Below are 17,504 nucleotides of genomic sequence, written 5' to 3'. Positions count from 1 at the left end.
CCTGCGCCGAGCACCACCAGCCCCTCGGTTCTCATCTGCGCAGCCCTTGACGGCTGTGTGGGGCCCATTCCCTTCGCCGCTCACACGTGCGGCACTGAACACTGGGGCCGGCAGTGGCCCCCCGCACCCTTGAGGAGCCCTCATTCTCTTGTCCTCCTCCTCCGTCATGCCGCAAAGCGAACGCACCGCCCGCTGTCCCCCACCGACGTTGGCGACCGCACTGGTGGCGGACCTCGGATTCACAGCTTTCGTCGAGCGGAACCGGCCGAGATACATGCGCTATGCCGAAGCGCGTCTGCCTGGTGATTCGGCCTGCGCGGCCGTGACCGCCACACTGGCGTCCGCCCGGAATCACTGGGCCTGGTTGTTGAGTCAGCCCTGTCCCGCTGCCGAGGTCTGGCGTGAACTGCGCCTTCAGGTAGGACGGCGGGCCGACCGGATCGGACCGCGGGACCCGGGCCTGCTCGTGCTGTACGGACAGCTCCCGGACGGGTGCGCCGACAGTGTGGTGTTGTGCCGCTGGATCGGCTTCGGCGTCAATGAGGCGGCCGAGCTGATGGGCGCCGAACCGCCCGCAGTCGAGGTGGCACTGGCCGTCGCCCGGCGCACGCTGCCACATCTCATCGATAGGGATACCTCTGAATCGACCGTAGCTTTCCCCGGGCTGTTCGCCATCGGATGATGCCGGACCACCCGGCCGTCAGCTATCACCGGTCCGCGGTGCCTGCCCCACGCCGGCCATCGAGGAGGTGCCCGACGGGCACCGTTCTCCAAGGGCTCAGCCCCGCCTTCGGAGCCTCCGTCTGAGCGCGGACCAGATCCTGCAACTTCGTTGAGTCCCCCTGCTACCTGCGTCGCCGGGAAGCCAGAACCGATATGCCTGCGGCTCCCGGTGCCTGCTGGATACGGAGTGTGGCTGCGCCGGGCGTGGGGAGAGGCGGTGATTGAGTCGGCGCATGCGCTGCGGGTGAGCCGCGCGGTTGGCTGCCTTGCAGCAGATGCGCCGGGCGGATCGACCTCCTCGACACGCCGCGAGACGGCCGCGCAAGACAGGCGAAAGGGCCGCGACAGCACTCGCGGCCCTTCGTCTTTTCCGCTGTCGTCTCACTTCTGCCAACGGGCACAGGAGGTGACGGACAGCCCCGGAAGCAGGTGACAGGGGTTCAGCCCCGGACGATGTTCTGCGCCTGCGGGCCCTTCGGGCCCTGGCCGACGTCGAACGTGACGCGCTCGCCCTCGGTCAGCTCGCGATACCCGTTGCCCTGGATTTCGGAGTAGTGGGCGAAGACGTCCGGGCCACCTTCCTGCTCGATGAACCCGAAGCCCTTCTCGGAGTTGAACCACTTCACGGTGCCGCTGGCCATACTGCATTCGTCCTTCGCTCATGCGCGGAGCAGGCCCACGGTCGGACGTGCCCCAGCCCCTGCTGGATCAGGGACCACAGCCGTTCTACCCCGCTCCACGCGGTTTATCCGATGAGATGACACGCTGCTCTTCCGGGCCCCCGCCGGTGAGGCCCAGCTGCGCCCTTCGGCGGATCGGGTGGCGTCGAAGCGGCCCGCTCGGCCCCCGCGCCGCTCGACCCGGTGCGGGGCGTCCAGTACCGCGTCCGGGGCCTGCACGCCGACGGCCTCAAGCGACACGGTCAGGTCGTGGCGCTGATCAACGCCGGTTATCGGCGAGTCGTGCTGGACCGCGCGGGCCTGTCGTGTGGCGACTCGCGTGGGTTCGGCGCGCTGCCGGCGGCCCGGCAGGCCGTCCAGGACGCTGATGGCGCTCTGGCGCGTGCCGCGGCCCGGAAGCAGTTTCGGTCGTTGTTGAGGCTGATCGGCGCGGGGAGCCTTTCGTCATCTCCGCCGCTGTCGAGGAGGCACGGCTGCTGCTGTCCCATTCCGTCACCGACAGCCGGCCCGAGTCTGCGGAGCCCCTGGGCCTCCCGGGCGGCCAGGGCTCGCCGCGGAGCTTGTCGGCGGAAGGACCGGCAACTTACGACGGCCGGGTCGGCACTCTCTGCGTAAACACACCACCTGGTGTCCGATAGCGAGTCTCTCAGCGGGCAGGCGTATCGACGGCAGCACCATGAGCCCCCCGACCGCCTTACTCAGGGAACCCCGTCTATGACTGTTACCTCTCGGCGTTGCATCGACCTGGCCGGCGCCACGGACGCTCCTGCTCTGGCCCGGCAGTTCACCACCGGGTTCCTGGCCGATGCGGAAAACAGCCGCGGGCATCCGGGGAGTCCCGGCGCGACGGACGCGGTGCTGCTGGTGGCCAGCGAGCTGGTCACCAACGCGGTCCGCCATGCCCCCGGTCCGTGCACGCTGTGCCTGGCGACGTGGGACGGTGGTGTGCTGATTGAGGTCAGGGACACCAGCGCCGCGCTTCCCCGGCCGCGCGTCCCGGACATCACCGGTGCACTCGGCGGGTGGGGCTGGGGCCTGGTCAACCGGCTCGCTGACGACGTCCTTGTTCTGTCCGGCCCCGACGGCGGGAAGACCGTGCGCACCTGCCTGGCCTGGTGAGAAGACAGCCGCAGGGACCGTCCGGGCGCCCGGGGGCGCTGTCACCTGCGGGAGGTGCGGTGCGTGTGGCCCGGGCAGGCAGCAAGAATCGGATGCACACCAGCCAGGACGCGATGGCTGGGGCCGGCCACGGGGCGAGCCTGCGCTGCGGCCCCTCCGGCCATCACGGCACTTCAGGCCATGGGGACGGTTTGTCCGGCGGGCGGCTGAGCAGACCCCGGGCACGGCAGGTGTATGGGGCATTTTTTTATCTGCTGTTTACATGGCTGATTTCGGGTATTCGGAGGCTGGGAGCGTTGATCTTGACGCGGCGCTTCCGCTCTCGTGGAGTGCATGAGGTGCTTCGCACGGACAGGATGGATGCATCGCCATGACCATAGGAAACCCGGCCGGGAACCCGACCGACCCTGCGGGCGGCGGCCCTGCCGCGCACCGTCCCCGTCGTCTGTCGACCGAGACGAAGTCGGCGCTGAAGACGACCGAGTTCTTCATCTACCTCGCCGCCGTGGTCGCGGTACTGATCGCTTCCATGGTCGTGGGCACCGAAGAGGGCCACCGCGACTACTTCCGCGCCGACCAGGCGTGGTGGTACATCGTGATCCTGACCGTCGGCTACATGATCAGCCGCGGGCTGGCCAAGTCCGGCAGCCGCGACCCCTACGACGAGTCCCACTGACCCGTCCGCGGGTGAAGGGCGGCATCCGGCGCGCCGCACGCCGGCGTGCGGCGCCATGGCGGAGCCGATGAGCGCGCGTCGCGACCAGTACGTCGGTCGCGACGAGCGCTTGGTCATGCCCCCGCGCCCAGCCGTGGGGCTGGGCTGTGCCGGGCGGGCCCGCTGGTGCCACCCCTGCGAGCGAGGGTCTTCAGGCGGTGGTGCGGTTGCCCTGGCAGGCGGCGAGCGCGGCCTCGGCGCTGGGGTAGGCGGGCAGGAAGGTGTCCATCCCGGTGACGCTGAGCAGGCGGCCCAGCCGGTCGGGGATGGTCGCCAGGGTCAGGGAGCCGTCGGCGTCCTTGGCGCAGCGCCAGATGCCGACCAGGGCGCCCAGGCCGGAGGAGTCGCAGAAGGTGACGCCCGCCAGGTCGGCGACCAGGTCCGGGTGTCCGTCCGCGATGAGCTCCAGGGCGCGGGACCGGACGGCGGGTGCGGTGGTGATGTCGAATTCGCCGGACAGCGCGATCACGGCCAGGGCGCCGTCGGTGTGCGGGACGTCGATGCGGAATGCGTCGGTCATGGGCGTCGGTTCTCCTGCCCGACGGAGACGTCGGCGGTCGGGGCGGCGGCGCTGTGAGCGGTGGTGGTGATGCCTGAGGGAGCGGCATCGGGGGTGGGGACGGACAGGGCCAGCAGGGCCACGTCGTCGCGTTCGGTGTCGGGGAGCGTGTCCAGGAGTGCGACGGTGTCGTCGATCAGGGCGCCGGCACTGACCGGCGCCGGCCGCTGGGCGAGGAAGTCGGTCAGGCCCGTGTCGGCGAGCATGTGGCCATCAAGGGTGCGGGCCTCGGTCAGCCCGTCGGTGTACAGCAGCAGCCCCTCGCCGGGTGCCAGGCGCAGGGTGTGTGAGGCGAAGGCGGCCTCGGCGAACGCGCCGACCAGCATGCCGCCCTGGGCACGGGCCGCCTCGACCCGTACACCGCCGCCCCCGGTGGGGCTGAGGTGGTAGGCGGGCGGGTGACCGCCGGTGGCCAGCGTGACCGTGAAACCGCCGCCTTGGACCGGATCGAGCAGGCCGATGATGGTGGTGCAGAAGCGGGTGCCGACCGCCGCGTCCAGCAGCAGCGCCGTGTTCAGGGCCTTCAGCGCGGCCATCGGGTCCGCGTCGACGAGGGCCGCGGCCCTCAGCGTGTAGCGGGTCAGTGAGGTGACCGAGGCGGCTTCGGCGCCCTTGCCGCACACATCGCCCAGGAAGAACGCCCACCGGCCCCCGCCCACGGGGAAGACGTCGTAGAAGTCACCGCCCACTTCCTGCGGTGAGGCGGTCTTGTAATGGCAGGCCAGCTCCAGGCCCGGTACCGCGGGCAGCGCGGGAGGCACCAGGGTGCGCTGCAGGGTGGAGGCGAACGCGGCGATGGCCGCCTTGTCCCGCTCCGCCCGCTGCCGGGCCTCTTCCTCCGCCTGGCGCCTCTCCTGCTCGACCTTGCGGCGCTCCTGCTCGGCGCGTACCACGTTCAGCGCCGACAGCCGCAGTTCCAGCTGGTCGCCCACCACGGCGGCCAGGTCCCCGAGGGTGGAGGCGTCGGCCTCGCTGATCTCGCGGGGGCGGGTGTCGAGGATGTTGACCGTGCCCAGCCGGTACCCGTCGGCGGTGATGATCGGAGCGGCGGCGTAGAACCGTACCCCCATCGGGCCGGCGACCAGCGGGTTGGAGCAGGCGACCGGGTCCAGCAGGGTGTCGGGGATGACGGTGGTGTCATCGGTGAGCACTGCCGAGGCGCACAGCCCGGGATCGCGGCCGATCTCGCTGACGCCTTCCAGCCCGTGCGTGGCCTTGAACCAGATGCGGTCCTCGTCCACGATCGTCACCGTCGCCACCGGCACCTCGAACAGCCGCGCGGCCAGCGCCGCGACTCTGTCGTAGGCGCCGTCCGGAGGGGTGTCGAGAATGTCGTAACGGCGCACCGCCGCCATCCGCGCCGCCTCGACCGGCGCGGCCAGAGGCTCGCTCGGTGCTATCGCAGGCGGACTCGCTTGCTCCGGCATGTTCCTCGTCTCGCTCATCCCCCCAGGAAGGCACCGACCGGACAGCCAGCACCCCGGAACTCTACCGAACGCCCCCGGCCTCACCCGATCCGGCGAGGAGACTTCGTGGTGCTCACGCCGCCGTCGGGAGACGGCCGGCACAGCGGGCTGTGCCGGGCGGTCCGAGGGCGCGCAGACGAGGTGCGGAAACGCCAGGGCCGCGCGGATGGACCGACCGATGAAGCCATCGCTTTCCACTCGATCGTTCGAGGCCGGTTACCGTTCCGTAGCTTTCTGCGGTGGGAGTAGTGGCGACGAGGGCTGTCTCTGTACTGTTCGAACGATGGAGAACCCGACGAACGCTGGGACAGACCAGGTGCCGGAGATCAGCGAACCGCGCTTCACCGCCCAGTCCGCCATTGATGAAGGCATCCCCATTCTGCGGCTGGGCGGAGACCTCGACCTCACCACGGTCCCGCTCCTCATGGACGCGGTGAATGCCGCCATGCACGTTCACGGTCGGCAGCGGATCGTGCTGGACTGCACCGGCCTGGCATTCTGCGACTCCAGCGGCTTGAACTGCTTCCTGCAACTGCACAAGGGCACCGGCCCCGTCGAAGGTCTTGTGCTCGCCCAGGTGGGAGCACCTCTTCGGCGGTTGTTGGACATCACGGGCGCCGACCAGGCCCTCGCCGTCACCCCCACTGTCGATGCCGCCCTCGCTCTGCTCCGGTCCTGAAACGATCTCGGCTCGCCACCTGCGCGCACACAAACCCCGGAAGACGGACATGCCCGCGCAAGGATCGGGAAGTCGACAGGGCAACCCTCCGGTTCCGCCAGAGCGAAAGGGAGAGTGCCATGAGCGTCGAACGAAAAACCTTGCACAGCGAAGCCGCCCTGAACACCTTGGCCGTCGAACAGACCTGGCATTTCGAGGGCGAACTGAGCAATGTGACCGAGGCACGCGAAGGCGCAGCCGTCTTCCTTCGCGGCTTGGAGCGCATGCAGCCGCCGGCCTCACCCGATGCGTACGACGATGTGCTGCTGGTCGTCGCCGAGTTGGCCTCCAACGCCTTCGCGTACGCGCCCGGCCCCTTCAGCGTCCGTCTGCGGGCAGTGGCCGACACCGTGCAGATCGCCCTGACTGACACCAGCCCCACGGCTCCGAAGCCCCGTTCAGTCGACTTGACCGGGCGCGGCGGGATCGGATGGCACCTGATCAACACCGTCGCCGAGCAGACCATCACCGTGCCGGAAGACGCAGGAAAGACCGTGCACGCCTTCCTCCGGTGGTGATCACGGCCGCAACCCGCTTCGCGACCATGACCCTCGGTTGACACCCGCATCTCAGCGCGTCCCGAGCAGGGGTGAGCCGGTGGTGTTGGCAAGCGGGATTGTTCCGCGCTCCCGGGGCAGCCGTTGTGCGCGGCGGAGAGGGAGCGGCGTGGCGAACACCTGACAGTCCCCGGTTGAGCGGGATCGGGAAGGACTCGTTCGCATGAAAAAGAAAGATATATCTGTTCTTTCGGTAACTTTACAGATGAGAAGCGTCGCTGAAACGCTCTTTTTGAGTGGCGTTTTGCCTTAGGTGGATGCCTCACGGGGGTGAGGTGAACGTGGGGCTTCACATATCCGGGGCGAGCCTTGAATGGCTGTGACCCGGGCCGGGTTGAACCGTTCGATCGCTGGTGCCGGGCGGGGGTGTTCCTGACGAATTCGAACGCAGGCTGTCAGTTCCGGGCAGGAAGCGACGGCCGTGCACCACGCTGCTCCACGGCCCACGGCCGTCCATCCGGGCGGCGCCCGGTCCAGCAGTTCCCTGGGGAGGGCCTGTATGCGCTGACGGAGCAGCAGGACGGCCAGGGGCGCGCATATGTTCGGCACGACCACTCCGGCCAGAGTGTTGGGTATCCCGAGCCCGGAGAGTCTGGCGTAGCCGGGCGGCGTGGTCAGCTGCAAGGGGCCGTGCCAGGCGCCGACGAACAACAAGGCCGACGAGCCGACGCCAGCGGCTTGTCGCCGCCCTCACCGAGGTCGCGAAGGACGGCACCGAGGCCGGCGTCGCGGCGATTGCCCGCCGCGCGGGCGTTCCGAAGGGGGCACCCCCCGCTCCAGGAGCGGGGGGTGCCCGGTGATCACACCGCTGCGGTGCGTCCGGTGATCGGGCAGGCGCCGGTCGCTGCCGCCGCACCGAAGGCGGCGGTCCTGGCGGTGGGCGCCGTCCCGCCGATCTGCTGGAGGATCTCGTCGGAGAGCAGGTCCTCCTTGCCCTTGAGGGCGTCGGCGACCTTGAGGTCGGTGTTGAAGACCATCTCGGCGGCGACGTTGTCCTGGACGATGCGTGCCAGGTTGTCCAGGGCCACGGCAATCGAGTCCGAGGGGGTCTCCACGGTCGGCAGGTCGATCAGATGGGTGTCCACCTTCGCCTGGTTCATGGTGCGGCGGATGATGATGGACGCCTGGTTCAGCTCGGCCGTGGTCCAGATCGACAGCACCGTGACGTAGAGGTCGCTCCACGCCTTCTCGCCGATCAGCGTGCGCCACCGCTTCATGAGTCCTTCGATGCCGGTGATCTGTGCGGTGGCGGCGAAGGTCATGTTGACGCGGATGGACGGGTAGACGGTGGCGGCGAACCGGTTGAACGACACCATGTCGAACGACCGGGCCGCGACGGAGGCGTCGATGAACTTGACGGCCTCGCCGAGGATCTTGTCGCACGAACCTTCGAGGTCGAGAGGGAGGTTCGCCGTCTCGAGCTTGGTTCGCGCCGCCTGCAGTGTGGTCCCGAAGGCGGTCAGCGGGGTGATCCAGCCACTGTCGCCCGGTGCCTTCGTGACGACCATGCCCAGGTCGTGCGGGTCGATGCGGTCCGCGTTGGGGATGTTGGGGACCTGATCGCTGAGGTAGGCGGCGATCACCGAGTAGATCCCCAGGGGAACGTGGGCGATCGACTTGGCCAGTTCGAAGTATTCCGGGACCGGGTCGACGGTCTCGATCTGTCTGCCGCCGTTGATGAGGGTGAAGCGTCCGCCGACCGCGTTGTTCGAGACGACGATGACCGGGCTGAGCTGCGTCGTCAGTTCGCTCTTGAGGGTTGCGTAATTCGCGCGCATTCTCGCGTTGACGGCGCGTATCGCGTCGCGTGCCGCTTTCTCGTCGGTCGCGGTGGTCCCCGCGGTCGCCGCCGACGCGGTGGAGGCCGACTGGCCGGTGAAGAGCGTTGCCGCTCCGACGGCCGACGCGGTACCCAGAAATCCTCTACGTGTTGCCATGCCCCGTCTTCTGCTTTCTGTGGTGAGTGAAAGTGATCTCGGTGATGTGGGGGGACGGCGTGGGGGGAGATCAGGGTGGGGGGACTTCAGGGTGGGGGGTCAGGGGTGGGGGTCGGGTGGTCTCAGGTCAGGGACTTCTGCGACGGGACCACGACTCCGTAGAGGTCCTGGACCGTGGCGAGAGCGGCTTGATGGACCTGCTGGGCGGGAACGCCGTCCGGGTCGCCCTTCAGCGGCAGCGGCCGGGTCGCGGAGGCGTCGGCCACCACGGTCGGCTTGTTGCCGTTGAGGAACGCGCCCTGGGTCGTGAACAGGGTGCACATGTTCGTCATGAACCCGGCGATGATGACGTTCTCGTTCCCGGCCTTCTTGACCTTCTCGGCGAGATCGGTGCCGTGGAAGCCGTTCGGGACGCTCTTCTCGACGACGGGCTCGCCCTTGGCCGGCTTGAGTGCCGGGATGATCTGGCCCGCCTTCGACTTCAGGTCGTAGCCCTTGTCGACGATGTGGATGACCGGCGTACCCGCCTTGCGGGCCCGCTTCAGCAGGGCTGCGGCGTTGTCCACCGCCGGCTTCCACCCGTCGAGTTCCATCACGCCCTCGGTGTAGGTGTTCTGGTAGTCGACGAGGATGAGCGTCGCGTCGGAGAGCGTGGCAGGGGTCTCGTCGAAGCCGTTGAGCTCCCGCAGCGTTGTCGTGTCCTTCGCGACGTTCTTCCCGGCGGCGGCGGTGGCAGCGGTGGAGGCCGACGGCTCGTCCTTGGACGCGGCGGCCTCGGAACTTCCGCCGCAGGCGGTGACGCCGGCCGAGAGGACGGCGGCGGTGGCGAGGGCGACGGCCGGGCGGAGCAGCTTCATCAGGAGATCTCCTTCTGGGACGGAACGACGACCCCGTACAGGTCGGCGATGGTGGCGAGGGCGCTGTGGTGCACCTGGCGGGCGTCCAGTTCGGTGCCCGCGACCGGCAGCGCGCGGGTGGCGCTGGCGTCGGCCACGACGGTGGGGCGGTTGCCGCGCAGGAAGGCGCCCTGGGCGGTGAACGCCACGCACATGTGCGTCATGAACCCGGCGATGACGAGGTCGCTGTTGCCCGCGGCGTCGACGTGCTCGTCCAGATCCGTGCCGACGAAGGCGTTCGGTGCCTTCTTGACGACGACGGGCTCACCGTCGACCGGTGCGACGCTCGGGTGGATCCGGCCGATCTCGGCCCGGATGTCGTACGGGGTGCCCTCGCCGCCGTCGTTGACCACATGGATGACCTTCGTGCCCACCTGGCGGGCCCGTGCCAGCAGTTGGGCGGCGGCGTCGAGCGCGGCCTGCCAGCCGTCCAGTTCCATGACACCGGTCGTGTAGGTGTTCTGGTAGTCGACGAGGACCAGGGTGGACTCGGCGAGCTTCGCCGGGGTGTCGTCGAAGCCGTTGAGCTGACGCAGTGTCGTTCTGGGCATGGGAAACCGCCTGGAGTCGCCTGTCGGGGGGAGCAGTTCACCGGTGCGGTGCCCTGTGCCCATGACGCTATGGCCCACCACCGGGCGTCGGCAATGTCAACTAACATGCAGATACCGACATGGCTGTTGCCGAACGTGGGGGATCGATTGAGCACCGTCGGACGACTGATCGTCATAGTCCTCTTCGAAGGCGTCGACCTGCTCGACGTCACCGGACCACCGGAGGTGTTCTCCCTCGCACGGCGCGAGACGGACGAGGCGGCGGCCTACGACGTCGTCCTGGCCGCCGCGACCATGGACCCGGTCACCACCGGCGCCGGGGTCCGGGTCCTGCCCGACGTCACCTTCGACCAGCTGTCCGAACCGTGTGCGCAGGGCATCGACACGCTGATCGTGCCCGGCGCGGTCGAGGTGGACGATCAGCGCCGCGTGCACCCGCTCGTCGATCCCGCCGTGGTGGAACGGGTGAGACAACTCGCCGGCCGGACCCGGAGGGTCACATCTGTCTGCGTCGGGGCGCACATCCTCGCGGCCGCCGGACTCCTCGACGGCAAGCGCGCCACCACCCACTGGTCGACAGCGCGGCAGCTCGCCGCCGACCATCCGGCCGTCGAGGTCGACGCCGACCCCATCTTCATCCGTGAAGGCGATGTCTGGACCGGTGCCGGAATCAGCGCCTGCCTCGACCTCTCACTCGCCCTCATCGCCGACGACCTGGGTGAGGCCGTCGCGTTGCGCGTCGCCCGGCAACTCGTGATGTACCTGAAACGGCCGAGCGGGCAGAGCCAGTTCAGCGTTCCCCTGGAGCAGGTCGCCACGACGCGGCGCATCGAGGATCTCCGCCACCACATCATGCGTAACATCGCTGAACCCCTCACGGTCGCGGACCTCGCCGCGTGCGCCCACGTCAGCGACCGGCAGCTCACCCGGATCTTCAAGACCGAACTCGGCATGACCCCGCATGCCTACATCGAGTCGGCCCGCGTCGAAGTGGCGCGCCACCAGCTCGAATCCACCGACGCCACCCTGGAACGGGTCGCCTCCACCTGCGGATTCGGCACCGTCGACACCCTGGTCAGGGCCTTCCGCCGCAGACTCGACACGACACCGACCGAGTACCGGCGCCGCTTCCGGACACGGACGGCGACGGCCAAGAGCGGCAACGCGGCTCGATGAAGTCCCTGCTCCGCCCTTGCGGCCCGCAGGCCCCAGTCGGCCCTCCCGGTCGCGGAGCGTCCTCACGCGGCGGGCAGGCGGGGAGGGGCATGCGGTGGAGTCGACGGATGCGGCTCTGCCTCCTCTGCGGAGGGCGCGCCCTGCCGCAGGGCGCGAGGCGGCCGAGCTCTCCCGAAGACGCCGCACGTCAGTCCTGGTCGGCGCCGGACAGGGCCTTCGCGGCGGGCCGGCGGTCGTTCCGTGCGCGCCGTCGTCAGGCGGCTGCGGCGGTCATGCGACGTACCGCCTCTGTGATCGTTTCGGGCGAGGTCGCGAGGTTCAGCCGCACATGGCCGGCGCCGCCGGTGCCGAAGGTCTTCCCGGAGTTGAGGGCGACTCGGCCGCGTTCGAGGAAGACCTCGGCCGGGTCGTCGCCCAGACCGAGTGACCGGCAGTCGAGCCAGGCGAGGTACGTGCCTTCCGCGGGCCGGTAGCGCACGCCCGGCAGGTGCTCGGCCAGCAGGCCGGCGAGCAGCCGGCGGTTCTGGTCCAGCCCGGCGAGCACCGCGTCGAGCCACTCGGTGCCGTTTCGCAGGGCGGCGGTGTGGGCGATGACGCCGAGGTGGCTGGGCCCGTGGCTCACTTCTTCGGGTATGCGTGCGAGGTCGTCGGCTGCGGCGGGTCCGGCGACGGCGAGCGCGGCCTTGAGGCCGGCCAGGTTCCATGCCTTGGACGCCGACATCAGGGAGAGGCCGCTCTCCGTCCCGGGCACGCTCAGGTACGGCACGAACGCCGTTCCGGAAGCCACGACGGGGGCGTGGATCTCGTCGACGACCACCCGCACCCCGTACCTGTCCGCCAGCGCGGCCACGGCGGCCAGTTCACCGTGGGTGTGCACCGTGCCGGTCGGGTTGTGCGGGCTGCACAACAGGTACGCTGCCCGGCCCCCGTCCGCGGTGGCCGCCCGGAACGCGTTTTCCAGACCGGCGGGATCGATCCGCAGGTCACCGCCGAGCGGTGCTTCGACGATCCGCCGGTCCATGTGCTCCACGAAGGGGTAGAACGGCGGGTAGACGGGGCAGTTGACCACCACCGGATCGCCCGGACCGCTGATCGCCTTGAGCACCTCGACGATGCCCAGCATCACATCGGGCACGATCGCCGTCCGCTCCGGCGCCGGACCGTCCCAGCCCCACCGCTTCTGCGCGAACTCCGCCAGCGCCTCGGCGTAGCCGGTTCCGAACGGATAGCCGGTGTCTCCGAGCGCGACCGCGTCCGTGATCGCGCGCGCCACCGGCTCGGCGAGCGGCACGTCCATCTCCGCCACCCACAGCGGCAGCACGTCGTCCGGGTACGCGCGCCATTTCATGCTCGTACGCCGACGCAACTCGTCCGGGGAGAGTCGGCGCAGGGGATTGGGGTCGCCGGGTGAGCCGTGCCGTATCGCGTCCATGGTGGCGAACCTAACGCCGGGCGGGGAGGGCCGCAGGTCCTCGGCCGAGGTCTGCGCTCCGCCGGCACCGGCCGGAGGCGGCTGCCCCTCGTTCACCAGCGGTTCCGGCCCGGGGACGCGAGGGGGATGAACGGATGATTCCGGTAACGATCTATCCTGGACTGCCTCGATTGAAAGGTGAACTACATGGTCCTCTCACTCCTTCGTCGCAGGCGATCGAAGGCGGCCCTCGGCGGAGGCGTCGGACTCGTGCTCCCCGCGCCGGCCGGGGCGGGCACCATCAACTGCGAAGTGGTGGACCCGATCGGACAACCGCTCGGCGGCGCCGAGGTCACGGTGACGGCCAAGACCACCGGCCGCGCGCTGGCCAAGGGGACCACGGACGCGTACGGCCTGTTCTGCGCGGCCCTGCCGCCCGGCGCGTACAGCCTGCTGATGACGGCGGAGGGCATGCAGCCCGCCCGCTGGACCTTCGACATCGCGGCCGGCGAGACGCTGCCGATGGGCCGCGTGCAGCTCGAGGTGGCCGAGCAGCTGGAGCCGCCGTCGCCCGGCACCTGGCTCTTCGACCCGCCCCACACGGCGATCCGCTTCATCGCGCGGCACGTCGGCATGGCGAACGTCCACGGGCGGTTCGAGCGCTTCGAGGGCGGCGTGCGCGTCGCGCACAACGTCGAGGACTCGCAGGTCGAGATACGGATCGACGCGTCGAGCATCACGACGGGCAACAACACGCGCGACGGTCACCTGCGGTCCGCCGACTTCCTCGACGTCGAGAACTACCCGTACATCCACTTCATCAGCGACCGCTTCGTCTACCGGGGCGGCAACAACTGGGGCGTGCAGGGCTCCCTGACCATGCACGGCGTCAGCCGCTCGGTGGTCCTGGACACCACCTACCTCGGCGCGGTCAACGGCGGGTACGGGGAGGAACTGCGGTGCGCCGCGCGTGCCACGGCCGAGCTGCACCGCGAGGACTACACCCTGAACTGGCGGAACATGCTCGCGCGCGGCATCGCCATCGTCGGTCCCACGGTCAAGCTGGAGCTGGACATCCAGACGATGTTCCAGGGGCCGGACACCCCGACCCCGCCGGACTAGTCCGGACCGTACGGCACCGGCTGGTGACGGTCGGCACCGTACGGCACCGGTCGGCGACAGGAGCCTCCGGTCGTGCCCTCGCGGGCGCGGCCGGAGGCTTCCGCGTTCCGGGCGGCCTCATCACGCTGATCGTGCTGAGGCCGCTCATCACACCAGTCATCGGATCAATGAGCGGTTTTTGCCGGGGAATTGGCGCCCGGGGGGTGTTGAAGGGGCGGATAGGTCTGATAAATATTCGTCGCGGCCTCCGGCAGGATCCGGCCGGGCCACCCCTGCGCGGCCCACAGCTTCCCTTCGTCGAGGAGTCGTCCGATGACCGGCAGGACAGTGGGGAACAGGACGAGAGCGGCGCGCGCGCGGGCGGCACCGGGGGAGGGGGAGGCGGCGGCGGGAAGGTGGGGGCATCCTGCCTCCTCGTCGTCCTCATGATCGCGCGCGTCACGACCGACAGGGCCAGGACCGATCCACCGAGCCACCGAGGCACCGGGCCACCGGAGGACAAGGTCATGGGACTCCGTCGACCCGGCGAGCCCCCCGGCCCGCACATGGCGTTCGAACCCGGCGGCCGGCGCCGGGCCTTCGCCCGAGCGTGAGAGGCAGCCCTGCGTGACCGTGACCGGAGCAGGCCCCCGCATCACCGCCGTCGACACGTACGACATCAGATTCCCCACCTCGCGCGAGCTCGACGGCTCCGACGCCATGAACCCCGACCCCGACTACTCCGCCGCCTACGTGGTGCTGCGCACCGACGCGGCGGACGGGCACGAGGGGCACGGCTTCACCTTCACCATCGGGCGCGGCAACGACGTCCAGGTCGCGGCCGTCGAGGCCCTGCGCCCGCACCTCGTCGGCCGGCCGGCCGACGCACTGTGCGCGGACCCCGGCACGCTCGCCCGGGACCTGACCGGGGACAGCCAGCTGCGCTGGCTCGGCCCGGAGAAGGGCGTGATGCACATGGCGATCGGGGCGGTGGTCAACGCCGCCTGGGACCTGGCCGCCAAGCGGGCGGGCAAACCGCTGTGGAAGTTCCTGGCCGACGCCGAACCCGAATGGCTCGTCTCGCAGGTCGACTTCCGCTACATCGCCGACGTACTCAGCGCCGAGGACGCACTGGGGCTCCTGCGGCGGGGCCGGGGCGGGCGCGGCGAACGGGAGGCGCTGCTGCGCGCGGACGGATACCCCGGGTACACCACCTCGCCCGGCTGGCTCGGCCACTCCGACGAGAAGCTGACCCGGCTGGCGCGGGAGGCCGTCGCCGACGGCTTCACCCAGATCAAGCTGAAGGTCGGCGCGGACCTGGCGGACGACGTCCGGCGGATGCGGGCCGCGCGCGCCGCCGTCGGCCCCGGCATCCGCATCGCCGTCGACGCCAACCAGCGGTGGAACATCGGCGAGGCCGTCGAGTGGACGCGGGCGCTGGCGGAGTTCGACCCGTACTGGATCGAGGAGCCGACCAGCCCCGACGACATTCTCGGGCACGCCGAGATCCGCAGGGCGGTGGCGCCGGTGAGGGTCGCCACCGGCGAGCACGTACAGAACCGCATCGTCTTCAAGCAGCTCCTCCAGGCCGGGGCCGTCGACGTGCTCCAGATCGACGCGGCGCGGGTCGGCGGGGTCAACGAGAACCTGGCGATCCTGCTGCTCGCCGCGGCGTTCGGGGTGCCGGTGTGCCCGCACGCGGGCGGCGTCGGGCTGTGCGAGCTGGTGCAGCACCTGTCGATGTTCGACTACGTCGCGCTCACGGGGACCACCGAGAACCGGGTCATCGAGTACGTCGACCACCTCCACGAGCACTTCACCGACCCCGTGGTGGTGCGGGGCGGACGCTACGCGGCACCGGACGCACCGGGCTTCTCGGCCACGATGCGTCCTGAGTCCATCGCCGAGTTCACCTATCCGGGCGGCTCGTTCTGGGCCGCCGACGCCGCTGTTGCTGCTGCCGCCGCCGAGGAGGCCGCCGTATGAGCGAGACCGATCCGATTCGCCTCGACGGGCTGAAGGCCCTGGTGACCGGCGGTGCCTCCGGCATCGGCCACGCCACCGCGTGCCTGCTCGCCGCACGCGGAGCCGATGTCGCCGTACTCGACCTCGACCCGTCCGGTGCGCGGGCGCCACTGCTCGGCATCAAGGCCGACGTCTCGGACGACGCGTCCGTACGGGAAGGGGTCGCCGCGGCGGTGGACCGGCTCGGCGGGCGGCTCGACATCCTGGTCAACAACGCGGGCATCGGCGCCGTCGGCACGGTCGAGGACAACGACGACGCGCAGTGGCACCGCGTCCTGGACGTCAACGTCCTCGGCATGGCCCGCACCTCCCGCGCCGCGCTGCCGCGCCTGCGGCGGTCCGCGCACGCCGCGATCGTCAACACCTGCTCGATTGCCGCGACCGCCGGGCTCCCGCAGCGCGCGCTCTACAGCGCCAGCAAGGGGGCGGTGCTGTCCCTGACCCTCGCCATGGCCGCCGACCACGTACGGGAAGGGATACGCGTCAACTGCGTGAACCCGGGCACGGCCGACACCCCCTGGGTCGGCCGCCTCCTGGCCGCCGCCGACGACCCGGAGGCCGAACGCGCCGCCCTCGACGCCCGCCAGCCCATGGGCCGCCTGGTCACTGCCGGGGAGGTGGCCGCCGCCATCGCCTACCTGGCGAGCCCCGCCGCGGCCTCCGTCACCGGCACCGCGCTCGCGGTCGACGGGGGGATGCAGGGCCTGCGCCCGCGCCCGGCAGGTCCGGCAGGTCCGGCAGGTCCGGCAGGTCCGGCAGGTCCGGCAGGTCTGACGGATCCGGCAGATCCGGTGGGCCGGTGAGTACGCCGGCGAACCCGGGGGACGTCGCCACGCTCGGGCGCAGCGGGGTGCCCGTCACCGCGCTGTCCTTCGGGGCGGCCGCCCTCGGCAATCTCTTCACCCCCGTCACCGACGAGGACGCCGCCTCGGCGGTCGACGCCGCCTGGGACGCGGGCATCCGTTACTTCGACACCGCACCCCACTACGGCCTCGGGCTCTCCGAGCGGCGCCTCGGCGACGCCCTGCGCGACCGCCCCCGCGACACGTACACCCTCTCCACCAAGGTGGGGCGGTTGCTGGAGGCGGCGGACGGTTCCGGCGGGTCCGTCGGCTCCGTCGGTCCGGACGCAGGTTTCGCCGTACCCGCCACGCACCGCCGCGTCTGGGACTTCAGCGGTGACGGCGTCCGGCGTTCCGTCGAGGACAGCCTCCGCCGGCTCGGCCTGGACCGGATCGACGTCGTCTACCTCCACGACCCCGACGACCACGCCGAGCAGGCGTTCCGTGAGGGATACCCGGCGCTGGAACGGCTGCGCGCCGAAGGGACCGTACGGGCGATCGGCGCCGGCATGAACCAGACCGGGATGCTCACCCGCTTCCTCCGCGACACCGATGTCGACGCCGTGCTGTGCGCGGGGCGCCACACCCTCCTCGACCAGCGCGCGGCCGGTGAGCTGCTCCCCGAAGCCGCCGCCCGCGGCAAAAGCGTCGTCGTCGGGGGCGTCTTCAACTCCGGCCTGCTGGCCGACCCGCGCCCCGGCGCGACGTACGACTACGCCCCCGCGCCGATGGACCTCCTCGGCCGCGCCCTGCGCGCCAAGGCCGTCGCCGAGCGCCACGGCGTCCCGCTGCGCGCCGCCGCCCTGCGCTTCCCCTTCGGCGGGGCGGCGGTGGCGAGTGTGCTGGTCGGTATGCGGTCGGCGGCCGAAGTGGTGGACGCGGTCGCCATGTTCGCGAGACGGGTGCCCGCGCGGATGTGGGAGGAACTGTGCGCGGAGGGCCTGCTGGGGGCGGGCGTACCGGTCCCGGCGGAAGCCGGGCGGCCCTGAGAACCGGCCTCGCCGCACCCGGCCCGCCCGCCCCCGCAG

At 70.6% G+C, this 17,504-nt stretch carries 17 protein-coding genes; 10 read left to right on the top strand and 7 right to left on the bottom strand.

The genetic code is table 11. From position 1 onward, the window contains the following. Window positions 1-148: 148 nt before the first annotated feature. On the top strand, window positions 149-682 hold the full coding sequence (locus tag ABD374_RS06940) for a hypothetical protein (RefSeq protein ID WP_344492300.1): 534 nt from the start codon (window positions 149-151) through the stop codon (window positions 680-682). A 481-nt stretch (window positions 683-1,163) separates the two neighbouring features. Here the strand turns inward: ABD374_RS06940 and ABD374_RS06935 are convergent, their stop codons facing one another. Further along, on the bottom strand, window positions 1,164-1,364 hold the full coding sequence (locus ABD374_RS06935) for a cold-shock protein (RefSeq protein WP_058941408.1): 201 nt from the start codon (window positions 1,362-1,364) through the stop codon (window positions 1,164-1,166). A 753-nt stretch (window positions 1,365-2,117) separates the two neighbouring features. On the opposite strand from ABD374_RS06935, the gene ABD374_RS06930 reads away from it, so the two are divergent. Continuing rightward, the gene (locus ABD374_RS06930; RefSeq protein ID WP_344492293.1) at window positions 2,118-2,522 is read left to right on the top strand and encodes an ATP-binding protein; all 405 of its coding nucleotides are present in this window, start codon (window positions 2,118-2,120) and stop codon (window positions 2,520-2,522) included. Between the two features lie 370 nt (window positions 2,523-2,892). Then, window positions 2,893-3,198: a hypothetical protein gene (locus tag ABD374_RS06925; RefSeq protein WP_344492290.1), complete on the top strand. Its 306-nt coding sequence runs from the start codon at window positions 2,893-2,895 to the stop codon at window positions 3,196-3,198. Between the two features lie 190 nt (window positions 3,199-3,388). On the opposite strand, the gene ABD374_RS06920 is transcribed toward ABD374_RS06925, so the two are convergent. Beyond that, window positions 3,389-3,757 carry an STAS domain-containing protein gene (locus ABD374_RS06920; protein ID WP_344492287.1) on the bottom strand — a complete coding sequence of 123 codons (369 nt, stop codon included), beginning with the start codon at window positions 3,755-3,757 and terminating at the stop codon, window positions 3,389-3,391. After that, entirely contained in the window at window positions 3,754-5,223 is a 1,470-nt protein-coding gene (locus tag ABD374_RS06915) for a PP2C family protein-serine/threonine phosphatase (protein ID WP_344492284.1), read from the bottom strand. The genes ABD374_RS06920 and ABD374_RS06915 overlap by 4 nt, the downstream gene beginning before the upstream one ends. A 322-nt stretch (window positions 5,224-5,545) precedes the next feature. Here ABD374_RS06915 and ABD374_RS06910 point away from each other — a divergent pair, with 322 nt between their 5' ends. Together ABD374_RS06910 and ABD374_RS06905 are read left to right on the top strand one after the other, a co-directional pair. Beyond that, window positions 5,546-5,941: an STAS domain-containing protein gene (locus tag ABD374_RS06910; RefSeq protein ID WP_344492281.1), complete on the top strand. Its 396-nt coding sequence runs from the start codon at window positions 5,546-5,548 to the stop codon at window positions 5,939-5,941. Window positions 5,942-6,060: 119 nt separating this feature from the next. Next, the gene (locus tag ABD374_RS06905; RefSeq protein WP_344492278.1) at window positions 6,061-6,498 is read left to right on the top strand and encodes an ATP-binding protein; all 438 of its coding nucleotides are present in this window, start codon (window positions 6,061-6,063) and stop codon (window positions 6,496-6,498) included. An 839-nt stretch (window positions 6,499-7,337) separates the two neighbouring features. On the opposite strand, the gene ABD374_RS06900 is transcribed toward ABD374_RS06905, so the two are convergent. The 3 genes from ABD374_RS06900 to ABD374_RS06890 all read right to left on the bottom strand — a co-directional run bounded on the left by ABD374_RS06900 (window position 7,338) and on the right by ABD374_RS06890 (window position 9,921). Next, entirely contained in the window at window positions 7,338-8,474 is a 1,137-nt protein-coding gene (locus ABD374_RS06900) for a hypothetical protein (protein ID WP_344492276.1), read from the bottom strand. Between the two features lie 122 nt (window positions 8,475-8,596). Further along, window positions 8,597-9,331, bottom strand: coding sequence for a cysteine hydrolase family protein (locus ABD374_RS06895; protein WP_344492274.1), 735 nt, complete (start codon window positions 9,329-9,331; stop codon window positions 8,597-8,599). Then, window positions 9,331-9,921, bottom strand: coding sequence for an isochorismatase family protein (locus tag ABD374_RS06890; RefSeq protein WP_344492271.1), 591 nt, complete (start codon window positions 9,919-9,921; stop codon window positions 9,331-9,333). The genes ABD374_RS06895 and ABD374_RS06890 overlap by 1 nt, the downstream gene beginning before the upstream one ends. Before the next feature lie 147 nt (window positions 9,922-10,068). Between ABD374_RS06890 and ABD374_RS06885 the strand changes: the two genes are divergently transcribed. Next, window positions 10,069-11,097 (top strand): GlxA family transcriptional regulator, encoded by a 1,029-nt coding sequence (locus tag ABD374_RS06885; protein ID WP_344492462.1) that lies wholly within the window; start codon window positions 10,069-10,071, stop codon window positions 11,095-11,097. A 253-nt stretch (window positions 11,098-11,350) separates the two neighbouring features. Here the strand turns inward: ABD374_RS06885 and ABD374_RS06880 are convergent, their stop codons facing one another. Then, window positions 11,351-12,529 (bottom strand): MalY/PatB family protein, encoded by a 1,179-nt coding sequence (locus ABD374_RS06880; protein ID WP_344492268.1) that lies wholly within the window; start codon window positions 12,527-12,529, stop codon window positions 11,351-11,353. A 186-nt stretch (window positions 12,530-12,715) separates the two neighbouring features. Here ABD374_RS06880 and ABD374_RS06875 point away from each other — a divergent pair, with 186 nt between their 5' ends. From ABD374_RS06875 to ABD374_RS06860, 4 genes are all read left to right on the top strand, one after another. Next, complete coding sequence (locus ABD374_RS06875; protein WP_344492265.1) at window positions 12,716-13,630, top strand: YceI family protein; 915 nt, start codon at window positions 12,716-12,718, stop codon at window positions 13,628-13,630. Window positions 13,631-14,242: 612 nt separating this feature from the next. Then, window positions 14,243-15,595 carry an enolase C-terminal domain-like protein gene (locus ABD374_RS06870; protein WP_344492459.1) on the top strand — a complete coding sequence of 451 codons (1,353 nt, stop codon included), beginning with the start codon at window positions 14,243-14,245 and terminating at the stop codon, window positions 15,593-15,595. After that, window positions 15,592-16,437 (top strand): SDR family NAD(P)-dependent oxidoreductase, encoded by an 846-nt coding sequence (locus tag ABD374_RS06865; RefSeq protein WP_344492262.1) that lies wholly within the window; start codon window positions 15,592-15,594, stop codon window positions 16,435-16,437. The genes ABD374_RS06870 and ABD374_RS06865 overlap by 4 nt, the downstream gene beginning before the upstream one ends. Then, window positions 16,434-17,465: an aldo/keto reductase gene (locus tag ABD374_RS06860; protein WP_344492259.1), complete on the top strand. Its 1,032-nt coding sequence runs from the start codon at window positions 16,434-16,436 to the stop codon at window positions 17,463-17,465. Before ABD374_RS06865 ends, ABD374_RS06860 begins: the two co-directional genes overlap by 4 nt. Window positions 17,466-17,504 lie beyond the last annotated feature (39 nt).

The sequence above is a fragment of the Streptomyces enissocaesilis genome (genome assembly GCF_039533765.1).
In the GTDB taxonomy this organism is placed as follows: Bacteria; Actinomycetota; Actinomycetes; order Streptomycetales; family Streptomycetaceae; genus Streptomyces; species Streptomyces enissocaesilis.
The sequence above is the reverse complement of the archived record's forward strand: the minus strand, read 5'-3'. Positions and strand labels throughout refer to the sequence as shown.